This window comes from Pseudomonas sp. SZ57, from assembly GCF_009495975.1.
GTDB classification, from domain to species: Bacteria; Pseudomonadota; Gammaproteobacteria; order Pseudomonadales; family Pseudomonadaceae; genus Aquipseudomonas; species Aquipseudomonas syringae.
The window spans coordinates 187,720-203,632 of the sequence record NZ_WIBD01000028.1 but is presented as its reverse complement, the minus strand read 5'-3'; the positions used below and the strand labels follow the sequence as shown (position 1 = coordinate 203,632).

Here is a 15,913-nt window from a genome sequence, read left to right as displayed (position 1 = left end):
ACTTGCTGGTCAATCAGATGTGGGAGAAATCCAGAGCGAAGCCGGGAAGCGGTAGTACGAGAACAACTGAGGAAAGGAGTTAACGCACCGCCTCAAACTCATGCCCGCACGCCAGGCAGTGACTCAGCCATTCGCCCAGAAACAGGTTGAGCTGGGCTTTTTCGTCTGGTTGGTGCATGTCGGCGTTGGGGTAGGGATAGATGCCCCGGAAGCGCCGTGCATGTTCGGCGCCGATGACTTCGGCCATGCGTGCGTCGTGGTAGACCTGTACTTCGAGCTTGGGCACCGGTAGCCAGGGCAGGCTGTGTTCCTGGCAGACCTGCAAGGTGGTGGTGTACGGGCAGTCGAGCAGCACTTCGACGGCCAGCACGCCCAGCATCTGATCACCCTGGGTAACGGCGACGCGGCGTGAGCGCTGTTCGTTGCGCATGTCGGGCAGCAGGCGCATCAGGCGCGCGTAGTTGGCCTCGCACGCGGCCTGCAGTCCGGCAAGATCGACACGGTAGCGTTCGCGCACTGGATTCACGACCATAAACCCCTTATCTCTGCACGATTCAGCGCCAGCCATTGCAAGGCGATGATCGTCGATGCGTTCTTGATTATTCCGTCTTTCATCGCCTGCATGGCGTCATCGAATGACCAGACCGTGACCCGGATGTCTTCGCCTTCGGATTCCAGCCCGTGCAAGCCGCCCGCGCCTTCGCTCGTGCAGCGCCCCAGAAACAGGTGAACATACTCGTCGCTGCCACCCGGCGAAGGGAAGTATTTGGTGATCGGCCACAACGCTTCGAACTTCAGTCCAGCTTCCTCTTCCGCCTCGCGATGAGCAACTTCTTCCGGCTGCTCGTCCTTGTCGATGAGGCCTGCAACCAGTTCGACCAGCCAGGGGTTGTTGGTCTTTTTCATGGCGCCTACACGAAACTGCTCGATGAGCACGACTTCGTCACGTTTGGCGTCATAAGGCAGCACGCAGACGGCGTCGTGGCGAACGAACAGTTCACGGCTGATTTCCTTGCTCATCCCGCCCGCGAACAATTCGTGGCGCACATGCAGCTTGTCCAGCTTATAGAAGCCCTTGAAGCAGTTTTCACGCTTTATGGTTTCAAAAGCGCTTGGTGCAGATCGTGTGGTCTGGGTCATGGGTTTCTCGCTTGCCGCCGTGTTTGACATCGGGCCATCCTAACGCGCATCGGCAGTCAGATGCAGCCCCCTTGAAGATGCAGGGTAGACGGCCGGGACTTAAAACAATTCTAATCTGCCATGATCGAACCGAAGACGTTGTTTACAGTCCAACCAGCCTGCATACGTACAACGCAACCGCCTTTACTGACACTGCCAAGGATCAACATGTCGTTATTGAGGATCACTTCACTGGCTTGCCTGGCCCTGTTGCTCGGCGCCTGCCAAAGCCTCTTCACGCCCAACATGCGCACACCGCTGCAAGTCCAGCGCGATGCTTCCGAGCTGATCAAGCCGGGCTGCACCACGGCCGACTGCCCGTTGGTGAACATCGATACCGTGCACTTCCCCGATGAGCCGCGGCTGGACGCCATCGTTCAGAAGACGTTGCTGCAACTGACCGTTGCCGACAGCAGCGCATCGCCGCCTGCGTCGATCAAAGCCTATCAGGAACAGTTCCTGAGCCAGGCCCAGGGTCGCAACGCCAGCTATCTGCAGGCCAAGGTACGCGAGCAGCATGACGGTATCGTAGTGGTCGAACTGTCCAGCTATCTGGAGACCGGCGGTGCCCACGGCAACCCGGGTCGGGCGTTCATCAACTATTCGCGTCAGCAGCAGAAAGTCCTGACCCTGGCTGACATGATCATCCCGGGCAAGGAAAGCGAGTTCTGGCAGAAAGCCCAACTGGCCCACCAGGGCTGGCTGGTATCGACCAAGATGAATGAAGACAGCGAGTTCATGAAGACCTGGCCGTTCAAGCGCACGCCCCACATTGCGCTGACCTACGGTGCAGTGATCCTCAAGTACTCGGTCGATACCATCGCGCCGTATTCGATGGGTCACATCGAGCTGAAGATTCCTTATCCGCAGCTCAATGGCATCCTCAAGCCGGAACTGTTCCCCGGCCGCGGTTGATCGCACCGCCGATCAGCAGCTGCAACACGCCAGCGACAATGAGCGCTGGCAGTGTTGCGCCCACTTCAGGATAAAGATTGGCCAGCAGATGATAGGTGCTGAGCCCGCCGAGCCACGCCAGCAGGCTCATCCAGCGCAAACCGCCCTCCGCTACCTGACCACTGCGACCACGCAGGATGAAATGGTCAACCAGCACGACGCCGAACAGCGGCGCGAATACCGAGCCGATCAATAACAGAAAGTTCTGATACTGCGCCAACGGTGCCAGACAGGCGATCAGCGTACAGATCACGCCAATCACCAACGCCAGATGCTCGACCTTGATGCGTGACAGCAGAGCACTGGAGACCGCAGCCGAGTGAATATCGGCGAATGCATTTTCCGTCTCGTCCAGCAGAATCAGGAGCAGCGGGATACCCAGACCTGCGCCGGCCAGTGCCAGCAGCAAGGCATTGACCTCGCCGCTCGGGGCGAACGCCAGGGTGTAGGCGACGCCCAGGCTCATCAGCCAGAAGTTGCCAATGAAAAAGCCGGCAGCGGTGCCGCCGAAGACACTTTTCGCGCGCTGCCCGAAGCGTGAGTAGTCGGCAATCAGCGGCAGCCACGACAGCGGCATGGCGATGGCAATGTCGAACCCCGAGGCAAACGGCAGCGAACCATCGCCGGAGGTTGCCCACAGCGCGGGCAGATCAGCCTTGGCCAGCAGGTTCCAGGTCAGCCATGCACACGCCGTCAAGAGTATCCACAGGCCCCACTTGCGCAGAAACCGGCGCACGAAGGTCAAGGGTCCGCTGACGGCCAACAGCGTGGCCAGTGCGCCGAACAACAGTGTCCAGAGCAGCGGACTGCTCCACAGGCTGCCCTCTGCAAAGGCCCGAGCGCCGAGCAGACTGGCTGCGTCGCGCATGACGATGATCTCGAACGAGCCCCAACCGATCAGTTGCAGCAGGTTCAATACCGCGGGCAGCGACGCGCCCTTGCTGCCCAGGCTGAGCTTGAGCGCAGCCATGGACGACAGGCCGGTATCGCTGCCGATCACGCCGACGCTGGCGAGCAGCAAGACGCCCACCAGCGTGCCGAGGAAAATCGCCAGCATCGAGCCGGACATGCCCAGCCCCGGCGCCAGCAAGGCCCCGATCTGTAACACCATCAGACCGATGCCGAGGGAAAACCACAGGGAAAACAGATCCCGCCCGCCGAACACGCGCTGGCTGGCGGGGACTGGGGTGTCGGGAGAATAGGTGCCGGGTGTATTCACAGGGGTGTCTCGTATGGAAAGTCTAGGAACCGGGTGCAGCCGCACTGCACCTTCAGAATCGGACGCAGAGCGGGCTTCTGGCCGTAGGCCGGAGCGAACTTGTTCGCGAAAGGGTCGTTACATCCGCTGAAGATGTATCGCCCGGAATAAAGCTTTCGCGAACAATGCGGATCGCCGCCCCGGTCGCTCCTACGCCCTTCGGGCAGAAGCGTGCTCTGCGTCCGATGCATCGCTATGCACAAGTCCGCTTCTGATTCTGGCCGAAGGCCGTGGGAGCGAACTTGTTCGCGAAAGGGTCGTTACATCCGCTGAAGATGTATCGCCCGGAATAAAGCTTTCGCGAACAAGTTCGCTCCTACGCCCTTCGGGCAGAAGCCAAGCCCTTTCGCGAACAATGCGGGATCGCCGCCCCGGTCGCTCCTATGCCCTTCGGGCAGAATCAAAGCGGAACTGTGTATAACGACGGGCTATCGCCCTTTACACCTTCTTGTACAACTGGCTGCCTTCCTGCTTGAAGCGCTCGGCCTGTTCGGCCAGTCCCTTGGCGACGTCGACGTCTACCGCCTCGATGCGCTGATTGGCGGCGTACTCGCGGACTTCCTGAGTGATCTTCATCGAGCAGAATTTCGGCCCGCACATGGAGCAGAAATGCGCGACCTTGGCCGAATCCTTGGGCAGGGTTTCGTCGTGGTACGAACGCGCGGTGTCCGGGTCCAGGCCGAGGTTGAACTGGTCTTCCCAGCGGAACTCGAACCGCGCCTTGCTCAACGCGTTGTCGCGGATCTGCGCACCCGGATGACCTTTGGCAAGGTCCGCCGCATGGGCTGCGATCTTGTAGGTGATGATCCCGGTTTTGACATCATCCTTGTTCGGCAGCCCCAGGTGCTCCTTGGGCGTGACGTAACACAGCATGGCGCAGCCGAACCAGCCGATCATGGCCGCCCCGATACCCGATGTGATGTGGTCGTAACCCGGCGCGATGTCGGTGGTCAGCGGGCCAAGGGTGTAGAACGGCGCTTCGTCGCAGCACTCCAGTTGCTTGTCCATGTTCTCCTTGATCAACTGCATCGGCACATGGCCGGGGCCTTCGATCATGGTCTGCACATCATGCTTCCAGGCAATCTTGGTCAGTTCGCCCAGGGTTTCCAGCTCACCGAACTGCGCCGCATCGTTGGCATCGGCAATCGAGCCAGGACGCAGACCATCGCCCAGCGAGAAGCTGACGTCGTAGGCCTTCATGATTTCGCAGATGTCTTCGAAATGCGTGTAAAGGAAGTTTTCCTTGTGGTGCGCCAGGCACCATTTGGCCATGATCGAACCGCCACGGCTGACGATACCGGTGACCCGCTTGGCGGTCAGCGGCACGTAACGCAGCAACACCCCGGCGTGGATGGTGAAGTAATCGACGCCCTGCTCGGCCTGCTCGATCAGCGTGTCGCGGAACAGCTCCCAGGTCAGGTCCTCGGCTGCACCCCCCACTTTTTCCAGCGCCTGATAGATCGGCACCGTACCGATCGGCACTGGCGAATTACGGATGATCCACTCACGGGTTTCGTGAATGTGCTTGCCGGTGGACAGGTCCATGACCGTGTCCGAGCCCCAGCGGATACCCCAGGTCAGCTTGGCGACTTCCTCTTCGATGGAAGAACCCAGTGCGCTGTTGCCGATGTTGCCGTTGATTTTCACCAGGAAGTTGCGACCGATGATCATCGGCTCAAGCTCGACGTGGTTGATGTTGGCCGGGATGATCGCGCGGCCACGGGCAATCTCTTCACGCACGAACTCGGCAGTGATCTCCTTCGGGATGCTCGCGCCAAAGCTGTGTCCGGCATGTTGCTGGGTCAGCAGACCTGCGGCGCGGGCTTCCTGGAGCTTCATGTTCTCGCGGATGGCGACGTATTCCATCTCGGCGGTGATGATGCCCTGACGCGCATAGTGCATCTGGCTGACGTTGGCGCCGGCCTTGGCCCGGCGCGGGTTGCGCACATGGGCAAAGCGCAGCGCGGTGAGTTCGGCATCGCTCAGGCGTTGCTGGCCGAAGTTGGAGCTCAGGCCCGGCAGACGCTCGGTGTCATTGCGCGAGTCGATCCATGGCGAGCGCACGTCAGCCAGGCCTTTGCGCACGTCGATGATCACATTGGGATCGGTGTAGGGGCCGGAGGTGTCATAGACCGTGACCGGGGCGTTGATCTCGCCGCCAAAGTCAGTCGGGGTGACATCCAGGGTGACTTCGCGCATCGGCACGCGGATGTCCGGGCGCGAGCCCTGAACGTAGATTTTCTGCGAACGGGTAAACGGCTGTACCGATCCGGAATCGACCTGCGCCGACTCGCTCAAATGGGCTGCGTTTTTTGCTTTTATACTCATCACGGCTCTCCAGACATCCAGTTGCGGATTTATTGTCGGAGTGACCTGACATGACGGACGGGTGCACCAGTGCTGGTGCTGAGTATCGAAAGGAGGCGAAACTGTTCATTATTTGAACAATCGACCCCGGACGGCACTCAAGAGGACTCGCCGGGAGACGAGAAATCTTGTTCCCTACGCAGGCGCTAACCTGATCAGGTTCAACGGGATCCGGTTTAACCGATCTCAGCCTCATAGCAAGGCACCCCGACAAGAACGCCGCCAGTCTATGACGGGGTGCCGTCGCAACGCCAGCCTATTTGCACGGGGCTCGATAAATGGCGCAAATCGACGATTGTTGCCAAAAGCGTCTGGCTCTACACTCCCTAGCCCGGTTTCTCTTCAACCCGAACTGTAATTATTTTCTTCATGAACAGGGAATGCCTCATGTTGCGCAAACTTTCGTTGGTCGTGGCTGTTTCGTTTGCGTCCAGCGGGTTGACCTGGGCAGCCGAATTGCCGATGCCAACGCAGACAGGGCTGTTGAGCGTTTATCAGCAGGCTGTGGACAACAACGCCGACCTCGCAGCCTCACGCGCCGATTACGATGCGCGCAAGGAAGCCGTGCCGCAGGCCCGCGCCGGTTTGCTGCCGAACATTTCCGGCAGCGCCCAGAACAGCAGCACCCGAACCAGCATCGATCAGCCCAGAGCCGTGGCCACCCGCAGCGGCAATCTCTACCAGGCCACGCTGAGCCAGCCGATCTTCCGCGCTGACCGCTGGTTCCAGTTGCAGGCTGCCGAAGCGAGCAACGAACAGGCGGCGCTCGAGCTATCGGCTACCGAGCAGAATCTGATCCTGCAATCGGCGCAAAGCTATTTCAGCGTACTGCGTGCACAGGACAATCTGGCCTCGACCAAGGCCGAGGAAGCGGCCTTCAAGCGCCAACTGGATCAGGCCAACGAGCGCTTCGATGTCGGCCTGTCGGACAAGACCGATGTGCTGCAGGCGCAGGCCAGCTATGACACGTCACGTGCCAGCCGACTCATCGCCCAGCGTCAGGTGGACGATGCCTTTCAGGCGCTGGTAACGCTGACCAACCGCGAATACAACTCGATCGAAGGCATCGTGCATACCCTGCCGGTGCTGGCGCCGACGCCCAACGATGCCAAGGCCTGGGTCGATACCGCCGCGCAGCAGAACCTCAATCTGCTGGCCAGCAACTACGCGGTCAATGCCGCCGAAGAAACCCTGCGTCAGCGCAAGGCCGGGCACGCGCCGACGCTCGATGCCGTGGCGACCTATCAGCGTGGCGATAACGACGCACTGGGTTTCAGCAACCCCAACTACACCGGCCGCAATTACGGCGGCGACGTCGAGCAGCGCAGCATCGGCGTGCAGTTGAATATCCCGATCTACAGCGGCGGGCTGACCAGTTCACAGGTACGCGAAGCCTATGCGCGCCTGAGCCAAAGTGAGCAGCGCCGTGAAAGCCTGCGTCGTCAGGTGGTGGAAAACACCCGCAACCTGCATCGCGCGGTGAACACCGATGTGGAGCAGGTCCAGGCCCGCAAGCAGTCGATCATTTCCAACCAGAGCGCGCTGGAAGCCACGGAAATCGGTTATCAGGTCGGCACCCGCAACATCGTCGACGTGCTGGATGCGCAACGCCAGCTGTATGCCTCGGTGCGGGACTACAACAACACGCGTTACGACTACATCCTCGACAACCTGCGCCTCAAGCAGGCAGCAGGCACCCTGAACCCGGGCGACCTGCAGGACCTGTCGCGCTACCTGAAGGCCGACTACAACCCGGACAAGGACTTCCTGCCGCCGGACCTGGCGACTGCTGCGCAGAAGAACTTCGAGCGACCTGCAAAGCGCTGACAGGTGACGCAGAGCGTCACGAAATGCATTCCCACGCTGGAGCGTGAGGAACGATAGGTGTCTGGACGAGCGTGAAAGAAGCAAGGCGTCTGGAAACCACTATCGTACCCATGCTCCGCGTGGGTATGCCGTTCCGGACGCTCCGCGTCCTCCCCGATTCAGCGTCTGCTCATCAACCGCCCGATCCCGTCGAGCAGGCGTTGCAGCGCGCCCTGATTGGCCTTCATCACCGCGAGCCCGGCATCGGCCATGTTGCGCGCCTGCTGCGGCTGGTCGAAAAGACCCTGCACGGCGGCGGCCAGCGCTGCTGCATCGTTGACCTCTTGCAACGCACCGGCCTTGCGCAGCATGGCGGCGATCTCGAGGAAGTTGAACAGGTGCGGGCCGCTGAGTACCGGCGTGGCCAGTGCTGCAGGCTCCAGCAGGTTGTGCCCGCCGTTGGGCACCAGGCTGCCGCCAACGAACGCGATGTCAGCCAGCGCATAGAGAAACAGCAATTCCCCCATGGTATCGCCCATCAGCACCGAGACGTCAGGCGTGACAGCCTGCGCGGATGAGCGCCTTACCGTCGCAAACCCCTGTTGCTGACACAACGCATGCACGCTGTCGAAACGTTCGGGGTGGCGCGGCACCAGAATCAGCAGCGCATCGGGGTGACTGGTCAGTAACGTGCGATGAGCCGCCAGCACGCTTTCATCCTCGCCCGCATGTGTGCTGGCCGCGATCCAGACCGGACGCTGCGTGGTCTGCCATTGTTCACGCTGCTGGGCGGCACGCTGCAGAAGCTGCGGGTCGATGCTCAGGTCGAACTTGATCGAGCCGGTCACCGCCACGCACTCGGGACGTGCGCCCAGATCACGAAAGCGCTGCGCCTCAACTTCAGTCTGCACTGCGAACCAGGCCATTTCCGTGAGCATCGGTCGCGTCAGCCCGGCAAAACGCGCGTACCCCCGCGCCGAACGCTCCGACAGCCGCGCATTGGCGAGCACCACTGGAATCCCGCGCAGGGAACACTGATGGATGTGGTTGGGCCACAGCTCGGTTTCCATGATGATCCCCAGCCGTGGCTGTACCTGATCGAGAAAACCAGCGGCCGCCCACGGAAGGTCGTAGGGCAGGTAGCAATGCTGAATTCGCGGTTCACTGGCGAACAGCGCCTTGATTCGCTCCGAACCTGTGGGCGTCATGCAAGTCACAGTGATCGGCAATTGCGGATATTGCACCAGCAGCGAGCGAATCATCGGCGCTGCGGCGATGCTTTCACCCACCGACACCGCATGCACCCAGATACCGCCCCGCTGCATGACCGGCAAACCGCGGGCGAAGCGCTCGCCGATGCGCTGGCGATACGCCGGAGCCTTGCGCGCACGCAACCACAGACGCAGAGCAACCAGCGGCAGGCCGAGATGAAACAGTACGGTATAAAGAGTTCTATTCATGGGCGCGGAGTTTATCAGCCCGCCATCACAAGTCGCTAGAATGCGCAGCCTGACGAAAAGGAATGCACCATGAACGCTTATTACCTGTTGGCTATCGCCGTTTGCGCGGAAGTCATCGCCACCACGTCCATGAAAGCCGTGAAGGGATTCAGCACCCCGCTGCCCCTGGTGCTGCTGATTACCGGCTATGCGATCGCGTTCTGGATGCTGATTCTGGTGATGCGCACGATCCCGGTGGGCATCACTTACGCCATCTGGTCGGGCATGGGCATCGTCATGGTCAGCATCGCGGCGTTCTTCATCTACGGCCAGAAACTCGACCTGCCCGCGCTGCTGGGCATGGGCATGATCGTGGCAGGCGTGGCAGTCATTCAGCTGTTCTCGAAAACCGCCGGGCATTGAAAACCCGATCCTTTATAATGCTGGTACTTTTCGCTCACTGAGGTGCTCATGCCATCGGTTATTTCCACTGACGTGCTGATTGTCGGGGCTGGCGTCGCCGGTCTCTGGCTCAATGCCCGGTTGCGTCGTCAAGGGTTCTCGACAGTGCTGGTAGAAAGCGCCAGCCTGGGTGGCGGGCAAAGCCTCAAGTCTCAGGGGATCATCCACGGCGGCGCCAAGTACGCGCTGCACGGCGCGCTGTCGGGTGCCTCCGAAGCCATTGCCGACATGCCGCGTCGCTGGCGTGAGGCCCTCGATGGCAAGGGCGAGCTGGACCTGTCCGGTGTACGCCTGCTGTCCGAGGCCCATTACCTGTGGTCGCCAGGCACCATCGCCGGCAACCTCACCAGTTTCTTCGCCAGCAAGGCCGTGCGCGGCCGTGTGGATCAGGTCAAGGGCGAGCAACTGCCGCCAGCCCTGCAAAATCCCAAATTCAAAGGCAAGGTCTATCGACTGGCCGAGCTGGTGATCGATGTACCCAGCCTGATCGGGCGGCTTGCCGAGCTGGCCGGTGACAGCCTGCTGGCCGGTCAGCACATCGAGCCGCTCTTCGAGGGCGATGAACTGATCGGTCTGCGCGTCGATGGTCGCGATATCCATGCGCAGCGCATCGTGCTCAGTGCCGGTGGCGGCAATGCCGACCTGCTGAACGCACTGGGCGTGTCGCAACCGCAGATGCAGCGCCGCCCGTTGCACATGGTGCTGGTCAAGGGGCCGACCTTGAAGCCGCTGTACGCTCATTGCCTGGGTGGCGGGCCCAAGCCACGCATTACCGTGACCACACACCCGGCCGCAGATGGCCAGTGGGTGTGGTATCTTGGCGGCGATCTGGCCGAAGCCGATGGCGTGGCGCGCCAACCGGACGCGCAGATCGCCGTCGCGCGCAAAGAGCTTGAGGCGCTGCTGCCGTGGGTCGACCTGAGTCAGGCGCAGTGGGCGACCCTGCGTGTTGATCGTGCCGAGCCGGCTCAATCAGGGCTGGTGCGCCCGGACAATGCCTTCCTCGACAGCCAGCAACGCCTGATGATCGGCTGGCCGACCAAGCTGGCGCTGGCACCGGACTTCGCCGACCGGGTCCTGTCGCAGCTGTCCAGAGACGGCATCCACCCGACCCCGCAAGCTGCGCTGAGCGATGTGCCACGGCCTCCGATGGCCATACCTGTCTGGGATGAACTGCTGCCATGAGCCTGAAAACCCTGCACGATCTGCATCGCCCGCTGGGCAGTACCGGCCTGAACGTATCGCCGCTGGGGCTGGGCACCGTCAAACTGGGGCGCGACCAGGGCGTCAAATACCCCAGCGGCTTCAAGATTCCCGATGACCAGCAGGCGCAGATGCTGCTGCGCATGGCCCGCGACATGGGCATCAACCTGATCGACACGGCCCCCGCCTACGGCACCAGCGAAGAGCGCCTGGGGCCGCTGCTGCGCGGTCAGCGCCAGGACTGGGTGATCGTCAGCAAGGTTGGCGAGGAATTCGTCAACGGCGAGTCGAACCATGACTTCAGCGCCGCCCATACACGCACATCGGTCGAGCGCAGCCTGAAACGTCTTGAAACTGACTTTCTCGATCTGGTTCTGGTGCATTCGGACGGCAACGATCTGGCGATCCTCAACGACGCCGAGGTGTATCAGACGCTCGCCGACCTCAAGCGCGAAGGCAAGATTCGCGGCTTCGGCTTTTCCGGCAAGACCGTCGAAGGCGGCCTGCTGGCGCTGCGTGACGGTGACTGCGCAATGGTCACTTACAACCTCAACGAGCAGGATGAAAAACCGGTACTGGATTACGCGCAGGCGCATGGCAAAGGCATTCTGGTCAAGAAAGCACTGGCCAGTGGTCATGTCTGCCTGACACCCGGCATGGACCCGGTCCACGCCAGTTTCCAGCTACTGTTTGAACATCCGGCGGTTGCCAGTGCTATTGTCGGCACCATCAACCCGTTGCACCTGGCACACAACGTTGCAACTGCCGCTGCCGTGATTTGCCGTCAAGCCTGATTGAGGCGGCCGACCCCAACGCAAGAAGGAGCCGTTATGCCGCGAACACTGATCCGGAAGAATCCCAGCAACTTCAAGACCCTGCCGCTGTTTGTCGAGGCCACTGCGGAAAGCCTGAGCTACCAGAGCGTCGGCATGCCGATGAACTTCGCGCAGACCTTGCAGCGGCGGCGCAAGATCGACGTGCCGGACACCGAACGTTTCTCCACCGAACTGGCCAATCTGGGGGTCTCCGTTCGCCTGACCGTCAGTTGGCAGAATCGCGATTACTGGGTGCTGGTTCGCCAGCGTCGTCAGGATCGCGGCGACGTCGTGCTCAAGCTGATCTCGGGTTATGTCCCGGCCCATGAGCTGACACTGCCGCTGCACACCGCGATTCAGGAAGTGGCCGAAGAGTGCTTGATCGAAACACCGCAGGGCTGGCTCAGCGGGCTGTTCAAGGATACCTGGCTGCCTGCGCCCTACGCCGCCGCGCTGCACTATCGCGAGGCCATGCCCTTTCGCCTGAGCCCCCTCTCCGGCGCCGCGAGACCGGTGCGAACCGGCAGCCTGACCTTGCTGGAGCGCCCGCGGGCCTATGTGCATTTGCCCACGGCGTCCTTGCAACTGATTTACGACATGCGCCTGGAAATCCCCAAGGAGGCGCGCCCGGTCAGCCTTTTCCATGTCGACGAAGCTCTGGAAAACGATCAACTGGTCGCCCGCCTCAACCGCAGCAAACCTGACCTGTACCTGATGCCGCTGGAGAATGGCGCGCCCCTGCCCGAGCTGTACACGCTCAAACGCGACAAGCTGATCCCGGCCGGCACGAGAGGGTTGTACCTGGCCGAGAGCTTCGCCGCGCAGGATGGCTGGGTGGTGCGTGAAGAGCGGATTCGCTGGAAGGACTGGCTGCGTCAGCAGGGCATGGCCCCACCGGCGAAGAAGTCAGGGCTGAAACGCCTGACCGGCAAGGCCCGAGAGCTGCTGCAGATAGCGCGCGGCAGCCTGAGCAAGTAAGTCGGCCGGCGGCGACAAGGCGCTGAAACCTTGAGCACGCCGGCATTCAAGCGGCAACGTTGCGGTTACTGGGCTCGAATCTTCTCGACAATGGCGGTGGTGGAGCTGTTTTCCACCAGCCCCAGCACACGCACTTCGCCGCCGTACGCCTGAACGATATCGGCACCGACCACCTGATCGACACCGTAATCACCGCCCTTGACCAGCACGTCGGGCTTGACGTGGGTCAGCAGGTTTTCCGGGGTTCCTTCCGGGAAGCTGATGACCCAGTCCACGGCCCCCAGACCTGCCAGCACCGCCATGCGCCGCTCAACGCTGTTGATCGGTCGACCGGGCCCTTTCAGGCGGCTGACGGACGCATCGTCGTTGACGGCAACGATCAGGCGATCACCCAGGGCGCGCGCCTGCTCAAGGTAGGTCACATGACCGGCGTGGAGAATGTCGAAGCAGCCGTTGGTGAAGACGATTTTTTCCTTGTGCGCGCGTGCATCATCGACCGCCAGCAGCAGTTGCTCCAGACCCAGCACGCCGCGCTCGGAGCCTTCTTCACGCTGAATGGCCCGGCGCAGCTCGGGGGCGCTGATGGCCGCGGTACCCAGCTTGCCGACCACGATGCCCGCGGCCAGATTGGCCAGCGCCACCGCATGCGGCAACTCTTCGCCGGCAGCGATCGCTGCCGCCAGGGTTGAAATCACCGTATCACCAGCACCGGTCACATCAAACACTTCGCGGGCTCGGGCCGGCAGGTGCAGCGCCTGCTGATCAGGACGCAGCAAGGTCATGCCATGCTCGCCACGGGTCACCAGCAGCGCGCCGAGATCGAGCTCCTGCATCAACTGCGCACCCTTGGTGACCAGTTGTGCCTCATCGACACAATGGCCGACGATGGCTTCGAATTCGCTGAGGTTCGGTGTGATCAGGCTGGCACCGCGATAGATCGCGAAATCCTTGCCCTTGGGGTCGGCCAGCACCGGAATGCCGCGCTTGCGGGCGGCCTGAATCAGCGCCTGATGGTTTTTCAGTGCGCCCTTGCCGTAATCCGAGAGGACCAGCACCTTGATGCCATCCAGCAAGCTGTAGACCTCTGCGCTCAGGGCCAGCGGGTCGGTCCTGAACGGTTCTTCGAAATCGATGCGTAACAGTTGCTGGTGGCGACTCATGACACGCAGTTTGACGATGGTCGGCTGATCGGCGATGCGCTGAAAGCGCGCCAGCACACCAGCAGCCTTAAGGCTGTTGGTCAGACTCTCGGCAGCTTCGTCATCCCCCGTCACACCGACCAGCGAAGCCGGTGCGCCCAGCGCAGCGATGTTCAAGGCCACGTTGGCAGCGCCACCCGGACGGTCCTCGATCTGATCGACCTTGACCACAGGCACTGGCGCTTCAGGGGAAATACGCGAGGTACCACCATGCCAGTATCTGTCGAGCATGACATCGCCCACCACCAGGACAGGGGCCTGATCAAAGCGCGGCATGGATAGCTTCATGGAACAACCCGTACTTGAAAAATGGACAGGGGCGGAATCTTAGCACAGGGGTTTGCAACCGACAGGCTGTTGAATCACACCGCTGAAAGGCAGGCGGGCTGTGTCAGCCCGCCTGATAATGAGGTCAAACAGCGCCGGCAGGCGCTGGCTCGTCCAGCCCCATGGCATGCAGGCGGGCATAATAGCCGTGCTGCGCCAGCAGCTCCGAGTGCGTACCGCGTTCGACGATCTGCCCGGCGTCCATGACCAGAATCAGGTCGGCCTTCTCGATGGTCGAAAGGCGGTGGGCGATGACCAGCGTGGTACGGCCCTTCATGACGTGATCCAGCGCCGCCTGAATGTGCCGCTCGGACTCGGTGTCCAGCGCCGAGGTGGCTTCGTCAAGAATCAGCAACGGAGCGTTCTTGAGCAGCGCGCGGGCAATGGCCAGACGCTGGCGTTGACCGCCGGACAGCAGCACACCGTTTTCGCCCACCTGGGTATCGAAACCCTGTGGCAACTGGTCGATGAATTCCTTGGCGTACGCATCAGCGGCAGCCGCTTCGATGTCGGCACGCGGCGCACCAGCCAGATCGCCGTAGGCAATGTTGTTGGCAATCGTGTCATTGAACAGCGTGACGTTCTGATTGACCTGAGCGATGTGCCTGCGCAGGTTACGCAAGCGATAATCGTTGATTTCGACGCCATCGAGCAGGATGTTGCCCATGTCGTGCCCGTAGAAACGCGGAATCAGGTTGGCCAGGGTCGACTTGCCGCTGCCGGAGCGTCCTACCAGGGCAATCATCTGTCCCGGCGCGGCGGAGAAACTGATGTCGTTCAACACCTGACGCGCCGTCTGCGGGTAGAAGAAGCTGAGGTTCTTAACCTCGAGGTGGCCGGTCACGCGCTCACGCTCGATGGTGCCGGTGTCGACTTCCTCTTCCACATCCAGCTGTTCGAAGATGCTCTCGGCACCGGCGACGCCCTTCTGGATCGTGGAGCTGACTTCCGACAGCTGACGAATCGGCTTGGGCAGCAGGCCCGCAGCGGTGATGTAGGCAACCAGATCACCCGCAGTCGCTTCACCGCGCAGGAACAGCACCAGGAACATCAGCACCGCCATGGCGCTGTAGATCACCAGTTGCAGCATCGGCGTATAGATGGCGCCGGTCTTGGTCATGCGCAGCTGCTTTTTGGTGTTGCTGTTGCTGGCCTGGGCAAAGCGCGCCTGCTCGTAGGGTTCGCCACCGAAGCTGCGGACTACGCGATAGCCCTGAATGGTTTCCGAGGCAACATGCGTGACATCACCCATCGCCACCTGGATCTTCTTGCTCTGCTTGCGAAATTTCTTGCTCGCGGTGCCGACCATCACGGCAATCAACGGCAGGATTGCGAGCATCACCAGCGTCAGCTTCCAGTTCATCATCAGCAGATAGATGAACAGGAACACCACGGTCAGGCCTTCGCGAATCACCACCTTGATGGCATCGGTGGCAGCGCCGGTCACCATCGTGACGTTGAAGGTGATACGTGAGATCAGATGACCGGAGTTGGTCGTATCGAAGTAACGATTGGGCAGCACCAGCAGCTTGTTGAACAGCTCTACGCGCAAATCATGCACCAGCCCGAGGGAAACCTTGGCCAGGAAATAGTTGCCCAGAAACGAACCCAGCCCCTGCCATGCGGCGATCAGCACGATCAGCAGCGGCACGGCCTGCAACAGCTGCAACTCGCGCAGATAAGGGACATTGGGGAACAGCACCGCTTCAGGATTGGTCAGGCCGTCGACGAAATATTTCAGGATGCCGGCGAGCATCGGCTGGGTCGAGGCGAAGATCACGAAACCAATGATGCTGAGCAGGAAAATGCCCACATACGGACGCACATAAGACAACAGGCGGAAATAGATTTTCACGCTGGAGGTTGTGGACGATTCGGAAGTTGTCATGAGAATCCGTCGTGTTAAAAAGAGGCCGAATTGTATCA

Annotated in this window: 13 protein-coding genes and 1 riboswitch; of the genes, 6 read left to right on the top strand and 7 right to left on the bottom strand. The window is 61.3% G+C overall.

Annotation, left to right across the window (positions count from 1 at the left end; all coding sequences use genetic code 11):
* Window positions 1–79: 79 nt before the first annotated feature.
* Together GE543_RS23135 and GE543_RS23130 are read right to left on the bottom strand one after the other, a co-directional pair.
* Window positions 80–532, bottom strand: a complete 453-nt coding sequence (locus tag GE543_RS23135) for a DUF1249 domain-containing protein (RefSeq protein ID WP_003431956.1) — start codon at window positions 530–532, stop codon at window positions 80–82.
* Window positions 523–1,140 (bottom strand): NUDIX domain-containing protein, encoded by a 618-nt coding sequence (locus GE543_RS23130; protein ID WP_003342963.1) that lies wholly within the window; start codon window positions 1,138–1,140, stop codon window positions 523–525. The genes GE543_RS23135 and GE543_RS23130 overlap by 10 nt, the downstream gene beginning before the upstream one ends.
* A gap of 207 nt (window positions 1,141–1,347) precedes the next feature.
* Here GE543_RS23130 and GE543_RS23125 point away from each other — a divergent pair, with 207 nt between their 5' ends.
* Window positions 1,348–2,094 carry an RsiV family protein gene (locus tag GE543_RS23125; protein ID WP_003402864.1) on the top strand — a complete coding sequence of 249 codons (747 nt, stop codon included), beginning with the start codon at window positions 1,348–1,350 and terminating at the stop codon, window positions 2,092–2,094.
* Here the strand turns inward: GE543_RS23125 and cytX are convergent.
* A complete protein-coding gene (gene cytX, locus GE543_RS23120; protein WP_371927238.1) occupies window positions 2,063–3,352 on the bottom strand; it encodes a putative hydroxymethylpyrimidine transporter CytX in 1,290 nt (429 codons plus the stop codon). The two genes, GE543_RS23125 and cytX, sit on opposite strands and share 32 nt — an antisense overlap.
* A 477-nt stretch (window positions 3,353–3,829) precedes the next feature.
* Window positions 3,830–5,719 (bottom strand): phosphomethylpyrimidine synthase ThiC, encoded by a 1,890-nt coding sequence (gene thiC, locus GE543_RS23115; protein ID WP_003414443.1) that lies wholly within the window; start codon window positions 5,717–5,719, stop codon window positions 3,830–3,832.
* A gap of 154 nt (window positions 5,720–5,873) precedes the next feature.
* Window positions 5,874–5,978: riboswitch (TPP riboswitch) on the bottom strand.
* A gap of 167 nt (window positions 5,979–6,145) precedes the next feature.
* Here thiC and GE543_RS23110 point away from each other — a divergent pair.
* Window positions 6,146–7,585: a TolC family outer membrane protein gene (locus GE543_RS23110; RefSeq protein ID WP_003414440.1), complete on the top strand. Its 1,440-nt coding sequence runs from the start codon at window positions 6,146–6,148 to the stop codon at window positions 7,583–7,585.
* Between the two features lie 158 nt (window positions 7,586–7,743).
* Here GE543_RS23110 and waaA read toward each other — a convergent pair whose 3' ends face one another.
* A complete protein-coding gene (waaA, locus tag GE543_RS23100) occupies window positions 7,744–9,024 on the bottom strand; it encodes a lipid IV(A) 3-deoxy-D-manno-octulosonic acid transferase (protein ID WP_153222461.1) in 1,281 nt (426 codons plus the stop codon).
* Window positions 9,025–9,093: 69 nt separating this feature from the next.
* Here waaA and GE543_RS23095 point away from each other — a divergent pair, with 69 nt between their 5' ends.
* Genes GE543_RS23095 through GE543_RS23080 form a run of 4 tightly spaced genes read left to right on the top strand, consistent with a single transcriptional unit; the run spans window position 9,094 to window position 12,461 of the window.
* Window positions 9,094–9,426 carry an SMR family transporter gene (locus tag GE543_RS23095; protein ID WP_003346798.1) on the top strand — a complete coding sequence of 111 codons (333 nt, stop codon included), beginning with the start codon at window positions 9,094–9,096 and terminating at the stop codon, window positions 9,424–9,426.
* A gap of 48 nt (window positions 9,427–9,474) precedes the next feature.
* The gene (locus tag GE543_RS23090) at window positions 9,475–10,650 is read left to right on the top strand and encodes an FAD-binding oxidoreductase (protein WP_153222460.1); all 1,176 of its coding nucleotides are present in this window, start codon (window positions 9,475–9,477) and stop codon (window positions 10,648–10,650) included.
* Window positions 10,647–11,462 (top strand): aldo/keto reductase, encoded by an 816-nt coding sequence (locus GE543_RS23085; RefSeq protein WP_153222459.1) that lies wholly within the window; start codon window positions 10,647–10,649, stop codon window positions 11,460–11,462. The genes GE543_RS23090 and GE543_RS23085 overlap by 4 nt, the downstream gene beginning before the upstream one ends.
* Window positions 11,463–11,498: 36 nt before the next feature.
* Complete coding sequence (locus GE543_RS23080; RefSeq protein ID WP_153222458.1) at window positions 11,499–12,461, top strand: metal ABC transporter ATPase; 963 nt, start codon at window positions 11,499–11,501, stop codon at window positions 12,459–12,461.
* A 65-nt stretch (window positions 12,462–12,526) separates the two neighbouring features.
* On the opposite strand, the gene hldE is transcribed toward GE543_RS23080, so the two are convergent.
* Window positions 12,527–13,948, bottom strand: a complete 1,422-nt coding sequence (gene hldE, locus GE543_RS23075; protein WP_032697722.1) for a bifunctional D-glycero-beta-D-manno-heptose-7-phosphate kinase/D-glycero-beta-D-manno-heptose 1-phosphate adenylyltransferase HldE — start codon at window positions 13,946–13,948, stop codon at window positions 12,527–12,529.
* Between the two features lie 124 nt (window positions 13,949–14,072).
* Entirely contained in the window at window positions 14,073–15,875 is a 1,803-nt protein-coding gene (gene msbA / locus GE543_RS23070; protein WP_153222457.1) for a lipid A export permease/ATP-binding protein MsbA, read from the bottom strand.
* Window positions 15,876–15,913 lie beyond the last annotated feature (38 nt).

Excerpts from the sequence above, each read along its gene's own strand:
- GE543_RS23135 (WP_003431956.1), bottom strand. The coding sequence starts at position 532 with ATGGTCGTGAATCCAGTGCGCGAACGCTACCGTGTCGATCTTGCCGGA.
- GE543_RS23130 (WP_003342963.1), bottom strand. The coding sequence starts at position 1,140 with ATGACCCAGACCACACGATCTGCACCAAGCGCTTTTGAAACCATAAAG.
- GE543_RS23125 (WP_003402864.1), top strand. The coding sequence starts at position 1,348 with ATGTCGTTATTGAGGATCACTTCACTGGCTTGCCTGGCCCTGTTGCTC.
- thiC (WP_003414443.1), bottom strand. The coding sequence starts at position 5,719 with ATGAGTATAAAAGCAAAAAACGCAGCCCATTTGAGCGAGTCGGCGCAG.
- GE543_RS23110 (WP_003414440.1), top strand. The coding sequence starts at position 6,146 with ATGTTGCGCAAACTTTCGTTGGTCGTGGCTGTTTCGTTTGCGTCCAGC.
- waaA (WP_153222461.1), bottom strand. The coding sequence starts at position 9,024 with ATGAATAGAACTCTTTATACCGTACTGTTTCATCTCGGCCTGCCGCTG.
- GE543_RS23095 (WP_003346798.1), top strand. The coding sequence starts at position 9,094 with ATGAACGCTTATTACCTGTTGGCTATCGCCGTTTGCGCGGAAGTCATC.
- GE543_RS23090 (WP_153222460.1), top strand. The coding sequence starts at position 9,475 with ATGCCATCGGTTATTTCCACTGACGTGCTGATTGTCGGGGCTGGCGTC.
- GE543_RS23085 (WP_153222459.1), top strand. The coding sequence starts at position 10,647 with ATGAGCCTGAAAACCCTGCACGATCTGCATCGCCCGCTGGGCAGTACC.
- GE543_RS23080 (WP_153222458.1), top strand. The coding sequence starts at position 11,499 with ATGCCGCGAACACTGATCCGGAAGAATCCCAGCAACTTCAAGACCCTG.
- hldE (WP_032697722.1), bottom strand. The coding sequence starts at position 13,948 with ATGAAGCTATCCATGCCGCGCTTTGATCAGGCCCCTGTCCTGGTGGTG.
- msbA (WP_153222457.1), bottom strand. The coding sequence starts at position 15,875 with ATGACAACTTCCGAATCGTCCACAACCTCCAGCGTGAAAATCTATTTC.